Annotated in this window: 14 protein-coding genes and 1 pseudogene; 14 read left to right on the top strand and 1 reads right to left on the bottom strand. The window is 51.8% G+C overall.

What is annotated here, in order from left to right:
- Positions 1-3: 3 nt before the first annotated feature.
- From ftsL to lpxC, 13 genes and pseudogenes are all read left to right on the top strand, one after another.
- On the top strand, positions 4-333 hold the full coding sequence (ftsL, locus tag HLG76_RS10615; protein ID WP_175993627.1) for a cell division protein FtsL: 330 nt from the start codon (positions 4-6) through the stop codon (positions 331-333).
- Complete coding sequence (locus tag HLG76_RS10610) at positions 330-2,096, top strand: penicillin-binding transpeptidase domain-containing protein (RefSeq protein WP_175993626.1); 1,767 nt, start codon at positions 330-332, stop codon at positions 2,094-2,096. Before ftsL ends, HLG76_RS10610 begins: the two co-directional genes overlap by 4 nt.
- Positions 2,089-3,554, top strand: a pseudogene (gene murE / locus HLG76_RS10605) (UDP-N-acetylmuramoyl-L-alanyl-D-glutamate--2,6-diaminopimelate ligase). The gene HLG76_RS10610 and the pseudogene murE overlap by 8 nt, the downstream one beginning before the upstream one ends.
- Positions 3,551-4,918, top strand: a complete 1,368-nt coding sequence (gene murF, locus HLG76_RS10600) for a UDP-N-acetylmuramoyl-tripeptide--D-alanyl-D-alanine ligase (RefSeq protein WP_175993625.1) — start codon at positions 3,551-3,553, stop codon at positions 4,916-4,918. The pseudogene murE and the gene murF overlap by 4 nt, the downstream one beginning before the upstream one ends.
- The gene (gene mraY, locus HLG76_RS10595; RefSeq protein WP_077669160.1) at positions 4,918-6,000 is read left to right on the top strand and encodes a phospho-N-acetylmuramoyl-pentapeptide-transferase; all 1,083 of its coding nucleotides are present in this window, start codon (positions 4,918-4,920) and stop codon (positions 5,998-6,000) included. The genes murF and mraY overlap by 1 nt, the downstream gene beginning before the upstream one ends.
- Positions 6,001-6,002: 2 nt before the next feature.
- Positions 6,003-7,337, top strand: a complete 1,335-nt coding sequence (gene murD, locus HLG76_RS10590; protein WP_175993624.1) for a UDP-N-acetylmuramoyl-L-alanine--D-glutamate ligase — start codon at positions 6,003-6,005, stop codon at positions 7,335-7,337.
- Entirely contained in the window at positions 7,334-8,542 is a 1,209-nt protein-coding gene (ftsW, locus tag HLG76_RS10585; protein ID WP_077576207.1) for a cell division protein FtsW, read from the top strand. The genes murD and ftsW overlap by 4 nt, the downstream gene beginning before the upstream one ends.
- Positions 8,535-9,596, top strand: a complete 1,062-nt coding sequence (gene murG, locus HLG76_RS10580; protein ID WP_175993623.1) for an undecaprenyldiphospho-muramoylpentapeptide beta-N-acetylglucosaminyltransferase — start codon at positions 8,535-8,537, stop codon at positions 9,594-9,596. Before ftsW ends, murG begins: the two co-directional genes overlap by 8 nt.
- A 10-nt stretch (positions 9,597-9,606) precedes the next feature.
- Positions 9,607-11,064 carry a UDP-N-acetylmuramate--L-alanine ligase gene (gene murC / locus HLG76_RS10575; protein WP_175993622.1) on the top strand — a complete coding sequence of 486 codons (1,458 nt, stop codon included), beginning with the start codon at positions 9,607-9,609 and terminating at the stop codon, positions 11,062-11,064.
- A 224-nt stretch (positions 11,065-11,288) separates the two neighbouring features.
- The gene (locus HLG76_RS10570; protein WP_164837537.1) at positions 11,289-12,059 is read left to right on the top strand and encodes a cell division protein FtsQ/DivIB; all 771 of its coding nucleotides are present in this window, start codon (positions 11,289-11,291) and stop codon (positions 12,057-12,059) included.
- A 12-nt stretch (positions 12,060-12,071) separates the two neighbouring features.
- Positions 12,072-13,328, top strand: a complete 1,257-nt coding sequence (ftsA, locus tag HLG76_RS10565; RefSeq protein ID WP_077459858.1) for a cell division protein FtsA — start codon at positions 12,072-12,074, stop codon at positions 13,326-13,328.
- Positions 13,329-13,361: 33 nt separating this feature from the next.
- Entirely contained in the window at positions 13,362-14,534 is a 1,173-nt protein-coding gene (ftsZ, locus tag HLG76_RS10560; RefSeq protein ID WP_021022615.1) for a cell division protein FtsZ, read from the top strand.
- Between the two features lie 117 nt (positions 14,535-14,651).
- A complete protein-coding gene (lpxC, locus tag HLG76_RS10555; protein ID WP_025744297.1) occupies positions 14,652-15,569 on the top strand; it encodes a UDP-3-O-acyl-N-acetylglucosamine deacetylase in 918 nt (305 codons plus the stop codon).
- 150 nt (positions 15,570-15,719) lie between these two features.
- On the opposite strand, the gene HLG76_RS10550 is transcribed toward lpxC, so the two are convergent.
- Positions 15,720-16,178 (bottom strand): DUF721 domain-containing protein, encoded by a 459-nt coding sequence (locus tag HLG76_RS10550; protein WP_021022613.1) that lies wholly within the window; start codon positions 16,176-16,178, stop codon positions 15,720-15,722.
- Positions 16,179-16,660: 482 nt separating this feature from the next.
- Here HLG76_RS10550 and secA point away from each other — a divergent pair, with 482 nt between their 5' ends.
- Positions 16,661-19,393 carry a preprotein translocase subunit SecA gene (gene secA / locus HLG76_RS10545; RefSeq protein WP_077669158.1) on the top strand — a complete coding sequence of 911 codons (2,733 nt, stop codon included), beginning with the start codon at positions 16,661-16,663 and terminating at the stop codon, positions 19,391-19,393.
- Positions 19,394-19,456: the final 63 nt, after the last annotated feature.

The following is a 19,456-nucleotide window of genomic DNA, read 5'->3' as shown; positions in this document are numbered from 1 at the left end:
CGCATGAAACCGCGCCCAAGCCTCGCTAAGCAGATAGGCCAGGATGTATTGGCAATCGGGAAGTTGCCATTAGGGTTACTGCTGGCGGTATTGGTTTCGGCGATTGCCGTGGTATCTATGACCCAATCAACGCGTAATTTGATTGCCAAACAGAACGTGCTATTAGAGCAACGTGAAACCCTTGAAGTGGAGTGGCGCAATCAATTGTTAGAGGAAAATGCGTTGTCTGAACATAGTCATGTGGAATCCGTGGCGCGTCATTCTTTTGACATGATTCGTCCCACCAGTGAGAACGAAGTGATTGTAACGCGACCTTTGAGTAACGACCGGTGAAAAAACGTTCTACCAAGTCAACTAATCGCCGTACACCCAAAGCGCCACCGGTATTGATTCAGTGGCGCTTTGGTCTTGTCTGTGTATTTATTGGCTTAGCCTTGGCTGCCTTGGTGGCGCGCGCCGCTTACATCCAAGTAATTGAGCCCGATCGGTTACGCCACGAAGGGGATCTGCGTTCGATACGAACAGAGCAGGTTCCTTCCGCGCGAGGCATGATCACGGACCGTCAAGGTGAGGCACTCGCGATCAGTGTGCCTGTTCAAGCCGTGTGGGCGGATCCGGTGACGGTATTCAAACACCAAGGGTTAAAAAACGTCGATCGCTGGCATGCGCTTGCGGATGTCTTGGGGTTAGACCGGCAAGCTTTGATTGATAAAATTCAGGCTAACCGGCAGCAGCGTTTTATTTATCTGCAGCGTCAGGTGCGCCCAGCCATGGCAGCGTACGTTGATAAGCTTGATTTACCTGGCGTAGGGTTAAAAGCTGAGTCACGCCGCTTTTATCCCAGTGCTGAAATCAGCGCCCATATAGTGGGTGTGACAGGTATTGACGGCCATGGCTTAGAAGGGATCGAACGCCGATTTGATGATTGGCTGGCGGGTGAGCATGGTAAACGCACGGTGCGTAAAGACCGATTAGGCCGTGTCGTGGAGCATATTGCCACCGAAGATAAAAAAGAAGGCCAGTCGCTGACGCTGAGCATCGATCAGCGTCTTCAAGCCATTGCGTATCGTGCTATCAAACAAGCCGTCGCCGATTACCGCGCCACCTCGGGCTCTTTGGTGATGGTGGACGTGAAGACCGGTGAAGTGATGGCCATGGTCAACGCCCCCTCCTATAACCCCAATAATCGTAGCTCACTCAAAAGCTTTAACATGCGTAATCGCGCGATTACTGATGTGTTTGAACCGGGCTCAACCATGAAGCCTTTTGTGGTACTCACTGCGTTAGAAAACGGTGTTGCCGATATGGACACCGTAATAGATACCGGCAACGGCATTATGCAAATCGGTGGCAGTCGAGTGCGTGATGTTTCTAAAGTCGGCAAAGCTAACCTTGCGCGTATTCTCAAAAAATCCAGTAATATCGGTGTGAGTAAACTCTCATTAGCCATGCCTGTAGAGACCTTATTAGGTCAATATGGCAGCTTTGGGCTCGGCACCGGTACGGGCGTTGAGCTGGTTGGTGAATCAGTGGGCCATTTCCCCTCTCGGCGTCGTTGGTCAGATTTTGAACGTGCCACGCTAGCCTTTGGCTATGGATTATCGGTGACACCGACTCAGCTTGTGCGTGCTTATGCCACGCTAGGGTCGCTGGGCATTAATCGACCACTGAGCATTTTAAAGCGTGAAGGCGTCACAGAAGGTAAGCAAGTTGCCTCGCGCGAAAATGCCTATAAAGTCCTGCAAATGTTGGAAGGGGTGACCCAAGAAGGCGGCAGTGCGCGTCGTGCCGCGGTTGATGGCTATCGCGTTGGCGCCAAAACCGGGACCGCGAAAGTCGCTGTCGCCGGTGGCTATGGCGACGAATATATTGGTTACACCGCGGGGCTGGCCCCCATTAGCAATCCTAAGCTGGCCATGGTGGTGGTGATCAACGAGCCGCAAGGCGACAAATATTATGGCGGGCAGGTCGCGGCACCTGTGTTTTCGAGCGTGATGAAAAGCGCACTCCAGATTTTAAACATTGCACCGGATGCCGGTACGGGTCCGGCGTTGCAAGTGGCAAAGCATGCAAATGAAGTGAATGGCGATGAATGATTTAAACCAATGGCTGAGCCCTTGGCTGGCGGATGTGCCCTCGATGCCGGTACGGCACCTATCCTTGGATAGCCGCAAAATCCGTCAAGGTGATGTATTCGTGGCGATAAAAGGCCACCAAGTTGATGGTCGCCAGTTTATCGATACCGCGATTCAGGCCGGTGCTGTGGCTGTGGTGCAGCAAGCGGAGCAAAATGCTGTGCAGTGGCATCAGAATGTGCCGCTCATCAGTTTATGCATTTTACCTGCTTCCTTATCGGCATTGGCCGCGCGTTTTTATCAGCACCCGCAACAGCACATAGGCATGATTGGCGTGACCGGCACCAATGGTAAAACCACAGTCTCCCAATTGATTGCACAGTGGTTAGATGCCTTAGGTGAGCGGACCGCGGTGATGGGCACCACTGGCAATGGCTTTATTGGCCAATTAGAAGCGGCGGAAAACACCACGGGCGATGCCATTGGTATTCAAGCCCAGCTTGCGGCGTTTGCGCAGCAAGGTGCACGCCATGTCGCGATGGAAGTGTCTTCACATGGTTTAGTCCAAGGACGAGTCGCGAGCCTGGCATTGGATGCGGCTGTGTTTACTAATTTAAGCCATGATCATCTCGACTATCACGGCACCTTAGACGCTTATGCGGCGGCGAAAAACAATTGTTTGATTTGGGCTCTCCGCTCAAAGTGATAAACGCTGACGATGCCGTGGGGCGCACTTGGCTCCAGCAATGGCCTGACGCGATTGCCGTCGCCATGCAGCCCGACGCATTAAGTGCTCACGCCGGCCGGTATGTACTGGCACAGTCGGTGACCTACACCACCGAGGGGGTCTGTGTTCGTATTGACTCCTCGTGGGGCCAGGGTGACATGTATGCAGAGTTAGTGGGTGATTTTAATGTCAGCAACCTCCTCGTGAGCCTGGCGACCTTGCTGGGGCTGGGTTATTCGTTATCAACCTTGTTGGCGAGTAGTCAGCAGCTACAAGCGGTTGTGGGGCGCATGGAGGTTTTTCTTGCGCCTGACAAACCGACCGTGGTGGTTGACTATGCTCACACGCCCGATGCGCTTGAGAAAGCACTACTGGCCTTACGACGTCATTGCCACGGCGCACTTTGGTGTGTATTTGGCTGTGGCGGCGATCGTGATACGCGTAAACGCCCGGTGATGGCCAGAGTGGCTGAACAGCATGCTGACAAGGTGGTGTTGACCAATGATAACCCTCGCGGTGAGGCCCCTGAGTCGATCACGCAAGATATGCTCGCGGGGCTGCAAAACCCCGAACGTGTACGGGTAGAGCATGACCGCGCTCAAGCGGTGACGCAGGTCATCGAGCAAGCGCAAGCCGACGACATTGTCTTGGTGGCGGGCAAGGGCCATGAAGACTATCAAGTGCTCGCGCATGGCAAGGTGCATTACTCTGACCGCGAGACGGTCGCGGCGCGACTCAAGGAGTTATCATGATTCGGACAACCCTCAGCACATTGGCGAATGCGATAGGGGCCACTGTGTATTATGCCGATCACGCGTCGGGTACGCCGCCGATCGATGCCATTACCACCGATACGCGTGAGCTGCGCGCGGGGGCACTGTTTGTCGCGCTGAAAGGTGACCGTTTTGATGGCCACGATTTTGCTGAGCAGGCAAAAGCATCAGGCGCCGCCGCGATGGTGGTTTCGCGCGAGTTGGACATTGATATTCCCCAATTGCTGGTGGACGATACACGCCTTGCCCTGGGTCAGTTAGGCGCTTGGGTCAAACAGCAATGCCAGGTGCCGACCATTGCGATCACGGGGAGCTGCGGTAAGACCACAGTCAAACAAATGCTGGCGACGATCTTGGCACAGAAAGGACCCACGTTATCGACTGCCGGCAACTTCAATAATGATATTGGTGTCCCGCTGACGTTGTTTCGACTCACTCCTGCACACCACTATGCGGTGATTGAACTCGGCGCTAACCATATTGGTGAAATTGCCTATACCACATCATTGGTCAAGCCTGATATTGCCATGGTCACTAACTTAGCCGCGGCCCATCTCGAAGGGTTCGGCTCATTAGAGGGCGTGGCTGTTGCCAAAGGCGAAATTTATCAAGGGCTGCCCGAAGGCGGGATAGCGTTGGTGAATCAGGGTAGCCACGGTGGTGATACATGGGGTGACGTCCTGGCAGATAAGCAGGTGATTGCGGTAACAGACACGCAAGCCGCCCCCCTGACCTTGATTGATAGTGCCCTGACAACCGCGGGCGGTTATCAGCTCACGCTGAGTGACGGACAGAGCCAACAGTCGGTGATGCTGCCGCTACCGGGCAAGCACAATATTATTAATGCGTTAATGGCCGGTTGTGCGGCGATGCAGTTACCTGACGTGAGTCTGGTGGATGTCGTGACTGGGCTTGAGTCGGTAGAAAACGTCGCAGGACGCACACAAGTGAGTGAGCCTCGCCCAGGGTTACGGCTGATTGATGATACCTATAACGCCAGTGTCCCAGCGATGAAGTCTGCCATTGATGTTTTAGCCAGCTATCCAGGTGAGCGTTGGTTGATCGTCGGTGATATGGCAGAGCTGGGTGAATACAGTGAGCAAATGCACCGTGAAGTTGGAGAGCATGCGGCGCAAGCTGCCGTTAACCGTGTCTTCACGACCGGACGCGATAGCCGTGTGATCAGCGAACGCTGTGGCGGCGATCATTTTGACAGTAAAGAGGCGCTGATTGCGCACGTAGTAGCCATGATAAAAACACAAACACCTGACACGATACTGATTAAAGGCGCCCGAGGGATGGCGATGGAAGCGGTTGTCACCGCAATCAAGGAGGCTTGCTAATGCTTTTATGGCTAGCGGAAGTACTACAAAACCTTTTACCCTCAATGCGCTTGTTTGAATACCTGACATTTCGCGCCATTGTTAGTGCACTGACGGCATTAGTTTTCTCGCTTTGGGCCGGCCCACGTCTGATTCGACGTTTACAGTCGATGCAGATTGGTCAAGTTGTTCGCGAGGAGGGCCCCGAATCTCACTTTAGCAAACGCGGTACGCCGACGATGGGCGGGGTCTTAATTGTTGCTGCCATTAGTTTAACCGTTTTGTTGTGGGCCGATTTATCCAACCCCTATGTATGGGCTGTGATGGTCGTGCTACTGGGATACGGTGCGATTGGTTTTGTTGATGACTACCGCAAGGTAGTGCGTAAAAATACCGATGGATTAGTCGCCCGCTGGAAGTACTTTTGGCAATCTGCGATCGCACTCGGGGTGGCGTTCGCGCTCTACGCCCATGGCCATGACACCGCGGCGACACAACTGGTGGTGCCTTTCTTTAAAGACGTGATGCCCCAGCTTGGTCTGTTTTATATTGTCTTCACTTACTTTGTCATCGTGGGAACCAGCAATGCGGTGAACCTCACTGATGGCTTAGATGGCTTGGCTATTTTGCCAACCGTGATGGTTGCCGGCGGCTTCGCCTTTATTGCTTGGGCGACCGGTAACGTCAATTTCGCCAGCTACCTGCATATTCCGTATATCGAATACAGCAGTGAACTGGTTGTGGTTTGCGCGGCCATTGTTGGCGCGGGGCTGGGCTTTTTGTGGTTCAACACCTATCCGGCGCAAGTTTTTATGGGCGATGTGGGCTCACTGGCGTTGGGCGGTGCATTGGGCACAATCGCCGTGCTGGTCCGTCAAGAATTGCTATTGATCATCATGGGCGGGGTGTTCGTGATGGAAACCATCTCAGTGATCTTGCAGGTAGGCTCGTACAAACTGCGGGGACAACGGATTTTCCGTATGGCGCCGATTCATCACCATTATGAATTGAAAGGCTGGCCAGAGCCTCGGGTGATCGTACGGTTTTGGATTATTTCGTTGATGCTGGTGTTGATTGCCCTCGCCACCTTGAAGGTCCGTTAACCATGACGCAACCAGGCCACCGCACATTAACCGAGTTTAAGCATATCGTGGTGATGGGGCTGGGGATCACCGGCCTCTCAGTGGTGAACTTTATTGCTCGCCATCATCCTGACGCCATGATCCGCGTGATGGACTCGCGCCAATCCCCTCCTGGAGAGGCGCAGCTGCCAGAGACGGTCGCACGACATACGGGAAGTTGGCATTCGGCATGGCTGGCGTCAGCTGACTTGGTGGTGATTAATCCTGGTATCTCGCTTGCCACCCCCGTCTTGGCGCCTGTTCATGCCGCGGGCACGCCCATTGTTGGTGATATTGAACTCTTCGCTTGGTACTGCGATAAGCCCGCAGTGGCGATTACCGGTTCAAATGGCAAAAGTACGGTCACGGCGCTGGTGGGAGAAATGGCGAAAGCTGACGGCATTAATGTGGGCGTGGGCGGTAATATCGGCGTGGCGGCACTGGATTTGCTCGACAAAGGCCACGACCTCTATGTGTTAGAGCTGTCCAGCTTTCAATTGGAAACCACTGAGTCATTGACCCTTCAAGGCGCCGCCTTCTTGAACTTCTCAGAAGATCACATGGACAGGTATCAAAGCTTGGCGGATTATCGGGCGGCGAAATGTCGTATTTTTACCCATGCAACTACCTTGATCGGCAATGCAGATGATGCACAGACACAGATTGATGCCGACATGTGTTTGTTTGGCTTTAGCCAGGGCGATTACTGTTTGTGCACTGACGATGGGCAAACGTGGTTATCGGCGCAAGGAAAGCCCGTGCTACCGGTGTCCTCACTGAGCCTTGTTGGTCGCCATAATGTAGCAAACAGCCTCGCGGCCATGGCATTGGCTGATAGTGTCGGGATGAGCCAGCCCGCTCAAATCACCGCGCTGCGCACATACACTGGACTGGCACATCGTTGTCAAAAAGTCGCTGAGCACCAAGGTGTGATCTGGGTGAATGACTCCAAAGCGACCAATGTTGCCAGTACGTTAGCGGCGCTTGATGGTCTTGAAGTGAGCGGTTACTTACACTTGTTAGTAGGCGGAGAGGGTAAAGGCGCCGACTTTAGTGTGTTGCAGCCTGCACTCGCCAAGTTACCTGTCAGGCTTTACTGTTTTGGTAAAGATCAAGCCCAATTGGCCGCACTGGACGCGTCGGCACAGTGCTTTGATACCCTGCAACAAGCCATCGATGCCGCGGCAACGGCTGCAACGAAAGGCGACATGGTATTGCTGTCGCCAGCGTGTGCAAGTTTGGATCAATTTACTAACTTTGCCGCTCGTGGTCAGGCGTTTGTTGCCGGCGTAGAATCTGTTATCGCGAGGCCGTTATGACAGCAGTGCGTGCATTCCCCAAATATTGTTGGCAGTGGCTCCGAACGCCATCGCCGGGGGTACTGTACGATCGCCAATTGGTGTGGACGTCTCTGCTCCTAATGGTTATTGGCCTTGTCATGGTCACCTCAGCCTCGCTCCCGGTTGGATTACGACTGGCGGATGCCCCCTTTTTGTTTGCCAAACGCCATGCCTTTTATTTGCTGGTTGCCATGTTGGCGGCGGTGGCGGTGATGTATATCCCTGTCAAACTTTGGCAGCGCTACAGTGGCTACATGTTATTGATCTCATCGATTCTCTTGCTGGCGGTGTTGGTGGTGGGTCGTTCGGTCAATGGCGCGGTACGATGGATTTCTATCGCGGGGATCAATATCCAACCGGCGGAGATTGCCAAGTTATCTTTATTTGTCTTTTTAGCCGGGTATCTGGTGCGCCGCCATGGTGAAGTCCGTGAACATTTCCGTGGTTTTGCCAAGCCGCTGGCTGTGTTGCTGCTGTTTGCGGGGTTGTTGCTGATTCAACCAGATTTAGGCTCAGTGGTGGTGATGTTTGTGACCACCGTGGGCATGTTGTTTATGGCTGGGGCAAAATTGTGGCAGTTTATCGCCTTGTTGATGACGGGCCTGACCTTGGTCGCGGGCTTAATCATTGCTGAACCCTATCGAGTGCGGCGAGTCACTGCGTTTTTAGATCCTTGGCAAGACCCGTTTGGCAGCGGCTACCAGCTGACGCAATCTCTGATGGCATTTGGACGTGGCGGCTGGTTTGGCCAAGGACTAGGGAATTCGATTCAAAAGTTAGAGTATTTACCGGAGGCGCACACTGACTTTGTCTTTGCGGTCATTGCCGAGGAACTCGGACTCGTGGGTGTAAGTGTGATTCTGTGTCTTATTTTTTTCCTCGTATTCAAAGCGCTTTTCATTGGAAAGCACTGTCTGGCGCAAAACCAGTTATTCGGTGGTTTTTTAGCCTTTGGCATTGGCATTTGGTTTGCCTTTCAAACCCTGGTGAATGTCGGTGCGGCGGCGGGCATGTTGCCGACCAAAGGGTTAACCTTGCCACTGATCAGCTACGGGGGATCGAGCTTGGTGATTATGGCAGTCGCGGTGGCCTTGTTACTGCGCATTGATCACGAATACCGCTTAGCGACGTCTCAAGCGCACCAAAAAACCCCTTATCAAGGTAAAGATCATAAACATGACTAAAAAACGATTATTAGTGATGGCAGGCGGGACCGGTGGTCATGTATTTCCCGGCCTTGCGGTCGCCAAGTTTTTAGAAAAGCAGGGATGGGATATCTGTTGGCTCGGTACCGCTGATCGCATGGAAGCCGAACTCGTTCCCAAATATGGTATCGAGATCGCATTTATTCGTGTCAAAGGCTTGATTGGATCCGGACTGATGCGCAAGCTACGAGCCCCTTGGATGATTGTCAGTGCCATTTGGCAGGCACGCCAAGTGATTAAACGTGTCAAACCCGATGCGGTGTTGGGCATGGGCGGTTATGTCAGTGGCCCAGGCGGAATCGCCGCTTGGTTAAGTGGTGTGCCAGTGATCCTCCATGAGCAAAATGCCGTGGCGGGGCTGACCAATCAGTGGTTAGCCAAAGTTGCCAAGCAAGTGTTGCAAGCTTTCCCGGGCGCGTTTGATGGGCAGCCGGTGGTTGGGAATCCCGTACGTCGAGACGTGTGTGACCTCCCGGATCCCGCGCAACGATTCGCAGACCGTCAAGGTGCACTACGTATTTTGGTGATGGGGGGCAGTCAAGGCGCACGTATCCTCAATCAAACGGTGCCTGAGGCAATGCCACGGCTAGAACAGTCGGTGACGGTGCGTCATCAAGCCGGAAAAAATAATGCGGAAAAGACGCTTTCCGCTTATCAACACGCCGGAATGGTCGATGTTGATGTGAGCGAATTTATTGATGACGTAGCCGAGGCTTACGCTTGGGCCGATGTGGTAATTTGTCGAAGCGGCGCGCTTACCGTGTCTGAATTAGCGGCGGCTGGCGTTGGGGCGATTTTTGTCCCCTTTATGCATGCAGATAGGCAACAAGCACTCAACGGTGATTACTTAGTCTCCCGTGGTGCGGCTTTAATGATTGAGCAGCCATCACTGACCGCCCAGTCACTGGCGGAAACAATCAATCGGTTAGACCGCCACCGCCTGTTAGCGATGGCGACGGCGGCGCGTGACGCTGCCATTATGGATGCAGATGCCCGCGTTGCGGATGCTATTACCGCACACGCAAACACATAGAGAATAGATAATGGGTAAATTGGATAATCAGCAGCTGGAAAAACTTCGCGCCATGATCCCGGAAATGCGCCGGGTCAAGCGGATCCATTTTGTCGGGATTGGCGGTGCAGGCATGTGCGGTATTGCTGAGGTGCTGATTAATGAAGGTTACCAAATAACCGGCTCGGATCTTGCACAGAATATCGTCACGGAGCGATTGGCATCCATGGGGGCGCAGATCTTTATCGGTCATCAAGCGAGCCATATAGAACAAGCCAGTGTGGTGGTGGTATCAACAGCGATTAAAGCTGACAACCCGGAAGTTGAAGCGGCAAAAGCTTTACGGATCCCGGTGGTCAGACGGGCAGAAATGCTTGCCGAATTAATGCGCTACCGGCATGGTATTGCCGTTGCCGGCACCCACGGCAAAACCACCACGACCGCGATGGTAACGCAGATCTTTTCTGAGGCAGGCCTGGATCCCACTTTCGTGAATGGCGGGTTAGTAAAAAGTGCGGGCACCAATGCACGTTTGGGAAGCAGTCGTTATTTGATTGCAGAGGCGGATGAGAGCGACGCGTCGTTTTTACACTTGCAGCCTATGGTCGCCATTGTGACCAATATTGAAGCGGATCACATGGATACCTATGGCGGTAGTTTCGCAAAACTGCAACAGACGTTTATCGACTTTCTCCATAATCTGCCGTTCTATGGTTTAGCGGTGGTGTGCATTGATGATCCCGTGGTTCGCGAGTTAATTCCGTCGATTGGTCGTCAAGTGATCACCTATGGGTTCTCGCAGGATGCGGATGTATGTTTACATGATTACCAGCAACATGGGCAATGTGGCATTTTTAAAGTGACACGCCCTGGCCGCGAAACCTTGACCATTCGCTTGAATACGCCAGGCCAGCACAACGCCCTGAATGCGGCAGCAGCGATTGCGGTAGCAACCGAAGACGGGGTGGACGACGACGCTATTTTACATGCCCTCGCTAATTTTGCCGGGACGGGACGCCGTTTCGATCAACTTGGCGAGTTTCCGGTCGATGACGGTACTGCCTTGCTGGTGGACGATTACGGCCATCACCCTAGCGAAGTGGATGTTACGATTAAAGCCGCACGCGGTGGCTGGCAAAACCATCGCTTGGTTATGATTTTTCAGCCACATCGTTATAGTCGTACGCGCGATCTTTATGATGATTTTGCCAATGTGTTGGAAAAAGTCGACGTGTTGCTGATGCTAGATGTGTATGCGGCTGGTGAAACCCCGATTGCGGGAGCCGATGGGAGAAGTCTTTGTCGTAGCATTCGCGCTCGCGGCAAGCTGGACCCGATTTTTGTGCCGAATGCCGACGCCTTACCCTCCGCGCTCGCCAATGTTATTCAAGCGAATGACTTGGTTTTAACACAAGGGGCGGGAGATATTGGTAAAGTAGCGAAAAACTTAGCGGCAAAACAGCTAGACAAGGCTGAAATGGCACAATAAAACACAAGTTGGCAACGTAAAAACGGCGCGCAATTGCGCTCTTGGTGACCAAAAAATAGATTTTTATCGCGTTCAGGAGCCAAAATGCGCGCAATAGATCCCAGCTTATGTATGAAAATGCATATCTGTGTTGGAGTGCTTGGCGCGGGATCGCTATAATCAGTCGGTTTTTTCGCGATGAGTGTCAAGTAGCATCGACACAAGGCGATAAGATAGGTATGAGCATGGTTAATGCCCTTACACGAGTGCAAGGAATGGTGCAGCTGGATCGCCAAAAAAGCGCATCACTCGCGTTTTTAATTGGGGTTATTATCCTGATGCTCTTTGGTCTAGCTCGTGTGATTGATTGGATGAGTGATGAGCAGCAGCTCCCCTTATCGCAACTGATGCTCGAAGGCGACCAGACTTACGTGACAGCGACGCAAGTCCGAGAGGCGGTGTTGTCAGTGGGCGAGTTAAAGAGCTTTATGCTGCAGGATGTGGATAGCATCCAGAGCAGCATTGAGGCTCTGCCTTGGGTGAAGCATGTGGCCGTGAGAAAGCAATGGCCGGATACCTTGAAGGTGCACATCACTGAATATCGCGCGAGTGCGATTTGGAACGGGCAAAAGTTGCTCACACCAAGCGGTGAGGTTTTTGATGGTTCACCCAGTGATGTGGCTGACAAATCGTTAATTTCGCTACACGGCACACCCGGCTCAGCTGAAGAAGTGCTGGCGACGAGTCGTGAACTGGAAAAGAAACTGCGGAAAATTGGTTTATCGATACAAGCGCTGTCACTGAATAAACGTCGGTCTTGGCGTATCGTGACACGAGATGGCGTACGGATTGAGTTAGGGCGGACAGCCCGGCAAGAACGGCTTGCTCGCTTGGTCGCGTTATACCCGCGGATCAGTGCGCAAGATAAAACAATTGCCTATGTAGATTTGCGTTATGACACGGGCGCGGCCGTTGGCTGGAAAAGCGAAACAGGCCCCGCGAATAGCCAAGATTAAGAGATGGTGTGAATGAATAAAACGACAGATAAGTCACTGATAGTTGGGCTCGATATTGGGACGTCCAAAGTGTCTACTCTGGTCAGTGAAGTACTGCCAGACGGCACCATCAACGTACTGGGTGTGGGCAGCAGCCCATCACGCGGCATGGATAAGGGTGGCGTTAACGACTTAGAATCTGTGGTTAAATCTGTTCAGCGTGCGGTGAATGAAGCAGAGATGATGGCCGATTGCCAAATCAGTTCTGTCTATCTTTCTTTGTCAGGAAAGCACATTCACTGCCAAACTGAGAGAGGCATGGGGACAATTTCGGATGAAGAGGTTACCCAAGACGATATAGACAACGTGATTCATACCGCAAAGTCGGTCAAAATCAGTGATGAGCAGCGCGTGCTGCATGTGATCCCGCAAGAATACAAAATCGATTACCAAGAAGGGATCAAAAATCCGCTCGGCCTATCTGGCGTAAGGATGGAAGCCAGTGTGCACCTCATCACATGTCACAATGATACCGCGAAAAATATTGAGAAAGCCGTGGAGCGTTGTGGTCTTAGAGTGGATCAACTGATTTTCTCCGGGCTATCAGCGAGCCATGCGGTGATCACGCCAGATGAACGAGAGCTCGGCGTGTGCGTGGTCGATATTGGCGGCGGCACCATGGATCTTGCAGTTTGGACTGGCGGCGCACTTCGGCATGCCGAGGTCATTCCTTACGCGGGCAATGTGATCACCAGCGATATAGCCTATGCCTTTGGCACCCCACTGGCGGATGCAGAAGACATTAAAGTGAAATATGGCTGTGCATTGAGTGAGTTGGTGAATAAGGATGCAAAAGTCAATGTGCCGAGCGTGGGTGGACGCCCGTCGCGGACGTTACAGCGACAAACCTTGTCTGAAGTGATTGAGCCGCGTTGTTCAGAATTGTTGGGACTGGTGAATCAAAAATTAGTCGCCATTCAAGAAAAACTGCGTAGCGATGGTGTGAAACATCAAATGGCAGCTGGAATAGTGCTTACTGGCGGGGCATCACAAATGCACGGGCTGGTTGAATGCGCGGAACGCGTGTTCCAAAACCAAGTGCGTGTTGGACAGCCAGCCAATGTCACGGGACTGACTGATTATGTACAAGCGCCTTGCTATGCAACCGCGGTTGGGCTTTTACACTACGGTAAAGAAAGCTTGCTGACAGAAACGAGTGAACCAGAACAAAAGCGGGCTGTGGCTAGCTGGATTAAGACGCTGAGTAGCTGGTTTAAGAAAGAATTTTAACCCTGATGCGAACAGGAAGGACGGAGAGAACTCATGTTTGAACCGATGATGGAAATGTCTGACGATGCGGTGATTAAGGTCGTCGGCATTGGCGGTGGCGGTGGTAACGCCGTTGAACATATGGTGCGTGAGTCAATCGAAGGGGTTGACTTTATTAGCATTAATACGGATGCCCAAGCACTACGGAAAAGCAGTGTCGGCACGGTCATTCAAATTGGCGGTGATATCACCAAAGGACTTGGCGCGGGGGCAAATCCGCAAGTTGGGCGTGATTCCGCACTCGAAGATCGCGATGCGATTAAAGCTGAGCTCGAAGGTGCCGATATGGTATTTATCGCAGCCGGAATGGGCGGTGGTACCGGCACCGGGGGAGCGCCTGTTATCGCGGAAATCGCGAAAGAAATGGGGATTCTGACCGTTGCTGTGGTCACCAAACCTTTCAGCTTCGAAGGTAAAAAGCGACTGGCGTTTGCCGAGCAAGGAATCGAAGAGCTGTCAAAGCAAGTTGACTCGCTGATTACGATTCCCAACGAAAAATTGCTTAAGGTGCTAGGTCGCGGCATTACCTTGCTGGATGCCTTTGCGAAGGCGAACGATGTGTTACGCAATGCCGTACAAGGGATTGCAGAACTGATCACACGCCCTGGCCATATTAACGTCGACTTTGCTGACGTACGCACTGTGATGTCAGAAATGGGACACGCAATGATGGGCAGTGGTGTTGCAACGGGCGAAGATCGTGCTGAAGAAGCGGCAGAGATGGCAATTTCTAGCCCACTTCTTGAAGACATCGACTTGGCGGGTGCGCGTGGTGTGCTAGTCAACATTACAGCAGGCTTTGATATGCGTCTTGATGAGTTCGAGACCGTGGGTAACACCGTCAAAGCATTTGCATCAGACAATGCCACTGTGGTGATCGGAACGTCGATGGATCCAGAAATGAGCGATGAGCTGCGAGTGACTGTGGTGGCGACCGGGATTGGCAACGAACGTAAGCCAGACATTACCTTGGTCACCAATGCACAGTCTGGGCAAGCAAAAGCCGAGCCTAAAAAGGCACAGCCTTTGCAGGATAAACCTCAGGCGGCAAGTTCAAACCCAGCGGCGAAAGAGCAGCCAGCTGCTTCATCGAATGCAGCACCAAAATCGCAGACTGAGCATGATTATCTCGATATTCCTGCGTTTTTGCGTAAACAAGCTGACTGATCGCAATTGCTTGGTTTGTAGCCAGTGATGTGCTACCATCTCGCTCCCCTTGTCTAAGGTGACAGGGTAATGAGTGACGCAGAGCACACTTTTTTGAGAAAAAGTTGAGATAAGCCGATGATTAGACAGCGAACATTGAAAAGTATGGTCCAAACGACTGGTGTGGGTCTCCACTCTGGGCGTAAGGTTACGCTTACTCTGCGTCCGGCTCCTGCCAACACCGGTGTGATTTATCGTCGCACTGACATGGAGCCGCCGGTTGATTTTCCGGCCAACCCTGAGGATGTGCGCGATACCATGCTGTGCACCGCCTTAGTGAATGACGCGGGTGTTCGCATCTCAACCGTTGAGCATCTCAGTGCTGCAATAGCAGGAATGGGTATCGATAACATCATTATCGAAGTGAATGCGCCAGAAATCCCGATTATGGATGGCAGTTCAAGCCCGTTTATTTTCTTGCTGCAGTCTGCGGGTATCGATGTCCAAAATGCGCCAAAACGATTCATTCGTATCAAAAAGCCTGTTCGCATTGAAGACGATGATAAGTGGGCGGAACTGTTGCCTTATAATGGCTTCCGTCTCGACTTTGCCATCGAATTCGACCATCCGGCGATTGAATCGGAGCAACAAAACTTGGTGCTCGACTTCTCAAGTCAATCTTTTATTAAAGACTTGAGCCGCGCGCGAACCTTCGGTTTTATGCGTGATATCGAATATTTGCAGTCACAAAACTTGTGTCTGGGTGGCAGCTTTGACTGCGCGATTGTTCTGGATGATTATCGCATCTTGAACGAAGACGGCCTACGTTTTGACAATGAACTGGTTAAGCACAAAGTCTTGGATGCCATTGGTGACTTGTACATGTGTGGACACAGTATTCTTGGTGAAATGCGCGCCTACAAATCAGGCCATGCCTTAAACAACAAGCTGTTACGCGCGGTGTTGGCCGATCAAGAAGCGTGGGAGTGGGTCACATTTGAAGAGACTGAAACCTCTCCTGTGGCATTTGCTGAACCGGGAATGGTATTGGCCTAAGCGATATCCTTGCGCATAAGCTACTACTTGCGTATACGCTACTACTTGCGTATACGCCACCAGGTGGTGTGACCGCTGACAGAAAGCGATATGAAGCCTAACCGCTAGGCATCGTAACCAAATACGAGATTAAGATAAAAAAGCCGGAGTTTACTCTGGCTTTTTTTGATCATGGGCCAGGTTAGCTAATGCTTCAAATCGTGCTTTTAATGTTGGGGAAGCGCCTTCCCCTAACGCGCGAAGCAACTCGCCAGAGGCTTGGCTAAGATGACGAGAAGGGGCCTTCTCGTGGTCTGTTCTGTCCGCGGCGGCTAATGCTGGATTAATATTCACCTCAATGGTCGTCAAGCTCGCGAGGCCTTTGGTGCGTAACACCGAGAGCAGGTGCTGACGCTCATAGTTAAGCCGCATGGCCCAAGCGGCGCTACCTACTTCAATCACTAATACGCCATCACGATAATTGGCAACGCGACATGCCTTTGAGGTTTCACCGGGCAACAATGCTAAGATCAGCTTGTTTAGCTTGGCAAGCTCGACCGCCCGTTGGGCAATGTTGTTGGAGTCGCTCTCTAGCAGGTGTAGCGTTGAGCGAGGACGATGGTCTCTCATAGCACAATAACTGCCTTTTTTGTCATCAATTCGGTGTGGGAACGGGCGCACAGCGTCTAATTTTCGCTAATTGATCCCTTGAGTCCTAGATTTGTCATAGGATGTGAGACTATTTTACCTTATCATACATGCGTGACCCCAGCATGTAAGCTAACCCATTTGATCAATTAGGGATTGCTGGGGGAGTACAATATACAGTGCGCGAATCATTCACAGGTAAGTGTCGCATGGGTACGGCGATAAGGGAGAACCTTTTCCCCTTCCGTCTATCACATTATCAGTTACGTGGAAATTGTTGTGAAGCGGCGTGATCGCCCTTGAATTCTGTCCGATTTGGCTCCACTTAAAAGAGATAAGCCTTGTTATCTCATGTTGAATCGATGAGCTTAAGCCAACCCGCGTTGAACTGAAACACGCCAACAGAGTGGCAGTGTAGCGGCCGCCCATGTGGGAAGACCATTAAAAAGAGTACCGGCAACGCCATGTTATCGAAAGTCCTGACTAAAGTTATCGGAAGCCGAAATGACCGCACCTTGCGTCGGCTGCGAAAAGTTGTTGATGAAATCAACAAACTCGAACCCCAATTTGAAGCGTTGAACGACGATGCGCTAAAAGCTAAAACCGTTGAGTTCCGCGAGCGCCTAGATCAAGGCGCTGAACTGGATGAGCTTATTCCAGAAGCCTTTGCAACAGTACGAGAAGCCTCGAAGCGTGTCTTCGGTCTGCGCCATTTTGATGTGCAGATGATTGGTGGCATTGTGCTGCATAACGGCAAAATTGCCGAGATGCGTACCGGTGAGGGTAAAACGCTCACGGCGACCCTGCCTTCCTACCTGAACGCGTTAACCGGCAAGTCGGTTCACATTATCACCGTCAATGATTACTTGGCCGAGCGTGATGCTGAAACCAACCGTCCTTTGTTTGAGTTTCTAGGGATGACGGTTGGCGTCAATGTACCGAATATGCCGCCGGAAGCGAAAAAAGCCGCCTATGCGTGCGATGTGCTGTACGGCACCAATAACGAATTCGGTTTTGATTATTTGCGTGACAATATGGCGTTTCGCGCCGAAGACCGCGTTCAGCGTGATCGCTACTTCTCTATCGTCGATGAGGTCGATTCCATCTTAATTGATGAAGCGCGAACGCCATTAATTATCTCGGGGCCGGCAGAAGATAGCTCCGAAATGTATCAGCGCATTAATGCCTTGATTCCGAGCTTAAAGCAGCAAGCAGAAGAAGACACCGAAGATTATCAAGGTGATGGCCATTTCACGGTCGATGAAAAGGCGAAGCAGGTTTACATGACCGAAAACGGTCAAGAGTTTGTTGAAGACTTGCTGAAGAAAAACGGCTTGATGGGAGAGGATGATACCCTTTATTCGCCCGCCAACATCAGCCTTATCCATCACATTAATGCCGCCCTGCGCGCGCATGTTTTGTTTGAGCGTGATGTTGACTACATCATTAAAGACGACGAGATCATTATTGTTGATGAGCACACTGGGCGTACTATGCCAGGTCGTCGCTGGTCTGAAGGCTTACACCAAGCCGTAGAAGCCAAGGAAGGGGTGAAAATCCAAAACGAGAACCAAACGCTGGCCTCGATTACCTTCCAAAACTTCTTCCGTTTGTATGACAAACTCTCAGGCATGACCGGGACCGCTGATACCGAAGCGTTCGAGTTCCAGTCGATTTATGGACTCGATACCGTTGTGATCCCCACCAACCGTCCGATGGTGCGAAAAGACCATGCGGATCAGGTTTATATGACCGAGAAAGAAAAGTTTGTCGCGATTGCTGAAGACATCAAAGCACGTGCAAAAGCCGGTCAGCCTGTATTGGTGGGCACGGTATCGATTGAAAAGTCTGAGCTGTTGTCTGATGCGCTTAACAAAGATGGCATTAAGCACCAGGTACTGAATGCGAAGTTCCACGCGCACGAAGCGGATATTGTGGAGCAAGCCGGTTATCCAGGCGCAGTCACCATTGCGACCAACATGGCGGGCCGTGGTACGGATATTGTTCTGGGCGGAAGCTGGAAACAGGTTCTCGGTGATGTCGAAAACCCCACCGATGCCCAAGTGGAAGCGGCGAAAGAAAAATGGCAACAGCTGCACGACCAAGTGGTCGAAGCCGGCGGCTTACACATCATTGGTACCGAACGTCACGAATCGCGTCGTATTGATAACCAATTACGTGGTCGTGCCGGACGTCAAGGTGATCCGGGCTCAACCCGTTTTTATCTATCCATGGACGACTCACTGATGCGCATTTTTGCATCAGAGAAGGTGTCCAATATGATGAAGCGCCTCGGGATGGCTGAAGGGGAAGCGATTGAACACCCCTGGGTTAACAAAGCGATTGAGAATGCGCAGCGCAAAGTTGAAGGCCGTAACTTTGATATTCGTAAGCAGCTGCTTGAGTTCGATGACGTCGCCAACGATCAGCGTAAAGTGGTTTATGAATTGCGTGATGCATTGCTCGTCTCAAATGACATCAGTGAGATGATTGAGCACAACCGCGAAGACGTGGTTAATACCATTGTTAACCAATATATCCCGCCACAGTCGTTAGAAGAAATGTGGGATATTGCTGGGCTTGAGAAGCGCTTAAAAGCCGATTTTGATATCGAGCTGCCGATTCAACAATGGTTGGATGAAGATGACAAGCTCTACGAAGAGTTGCTGCGTGAACGTATTCTGACTGCCTTAATTGAGGTGTACAAAGGTAAAGAAGAAGCCGTTGGTGCGGAAACGCTGCGTAACTTTGAAAAGGCGGTCATGCTACAAACGCTCGACACCCTTTGGAAAGAGCACTTGGCGGCGATGGATCATCTGCGTCAAGGCATTCATTTGCGTGGCTATGCCCAGAAAAACCCGAAACAAGAGTATAAGCGCGAGTCGTTTGAGCTGTTTGAAGGCATGTTAGATGCATTAAAAACCGATGTCGTGACTGCTTTGAGTCGTGTTCGGGTTCAACAGCCTGACGACGTTGAGCGCATGGAAGCTGAACGTCAAGCACGTGCTGAGAAAGCGGCGCGTCAGCAACAGGTTAATCATGCACAGGCTGAAAACCAGTTTGATGATGGTGAAAGCGCTGAACGTGACGACAGCGGCAACGAAACCGTGGTACGTGATGGGCGAAAAGTTGGCCGAAACGAGCCTTGTCCTTGCGGATCAGGGAAGAAATTTAAACAGTGTCACGGTAGAATCTAGCCCCTGACCCTGTGTTAGCAAAAAGGCCGTTTTCGCGGCCTTTTTTTATTATTAGGAGAGTGC

The organism is Salinivibrio sp. EAGSL, from assembly GCF_013366455.1.
Lineage (GTDB): Bacteria > Pseudomonadota > Gammaproteobacteria > Enterobacterales > Vibrionaceae > Salinivibrio > Salinivibrio costicola.
The sequence above is the reverse complement of the archived record's forward strand: the minus strand, read 5'-3'. Positions and strand labels throughout refer to the sequence as shown.

Coding starts and splice junctions, on each gene's coding strand:
- murG (WP_175993623.1), top strand. CDS start 8,535: ATGACTAAAAAACGATTATTAGTGATGGCAGGCGGGACCGGTGGTCAT.
- ftsL (WP_175993627.1), top strand. CDS start 4: ATGAAACCGCGCCCAAGCCTCGCTAAGCAGATAGGCCAGGATGTATTG.
- murF (WP_175993625.1), top strand. CDS start 3,551: ATGATTCGGACAACCCTCAGCACATTGGCGAATGCGATAGGGGCCACT.
- ftsZ (WP_021022615.1), top strand. CDS start 13,362: ATGTTTGAACCGATGATGGAAATGTCTGACGATGCGGTGATTAAGGTC.
- lpxC (WP_025744297.1), top strand. CDS start 14,652: ATGATTAGACAGCGAACATTGAAAAGTATGGTCCAAACGACTGGTGTG.
- secA (WP_077669158.1), top strand. CDS start 16,661: ATGTTATCGAAAGTCCTGACTAAAGTTATCGGAAGCCGAAATGACCGC.
- ftsW (WP_077576207.1), top strand. CDS start 7,334: ATGACAGCAGTGCGTGCATTCCCCAAATATTGTTGGCAGTGGCTCCGA.
- ftsA (WP_077459858.1), top strand. CDS start 12,072: ATGAATAAAACGACAGATAAGTCACTGATAGTTGGGCTCGATATTGGG.
- HLG76_RS10550 (WP_021022613.1), bottom strand. CDS start 16,178: ATGAGAGACCATCGTCCTCGCTCAACGCTACACCTGCTAGAGAGCGAC.
- mraY (WP_077669160.1), top strand. CDS start 4,918: ATGCTTTTATGGCTAGCGGAAGTACTACAAAACCTTTTACCCTCAATG.
- HLG76_RS10570 (WP_164837537.1), top strand. CDS start 11,289: ATGGTTAATGCCCTTACACGAGTGCAAGGAATGGTGCAGCTGGATCGC.
- murD (WP_175993624.1), top strand. CDS start 6,003: ATGACGCAACCAGGCCACCGCACATTAACCGAGTTTAAGCATATCGTG.
- murC (WP_175993622.1), top strand. CDS start 9,607: ATGGGTAAATTGGATAATCAGCAGCTGGAAAAACTTCGCGCCATGATC.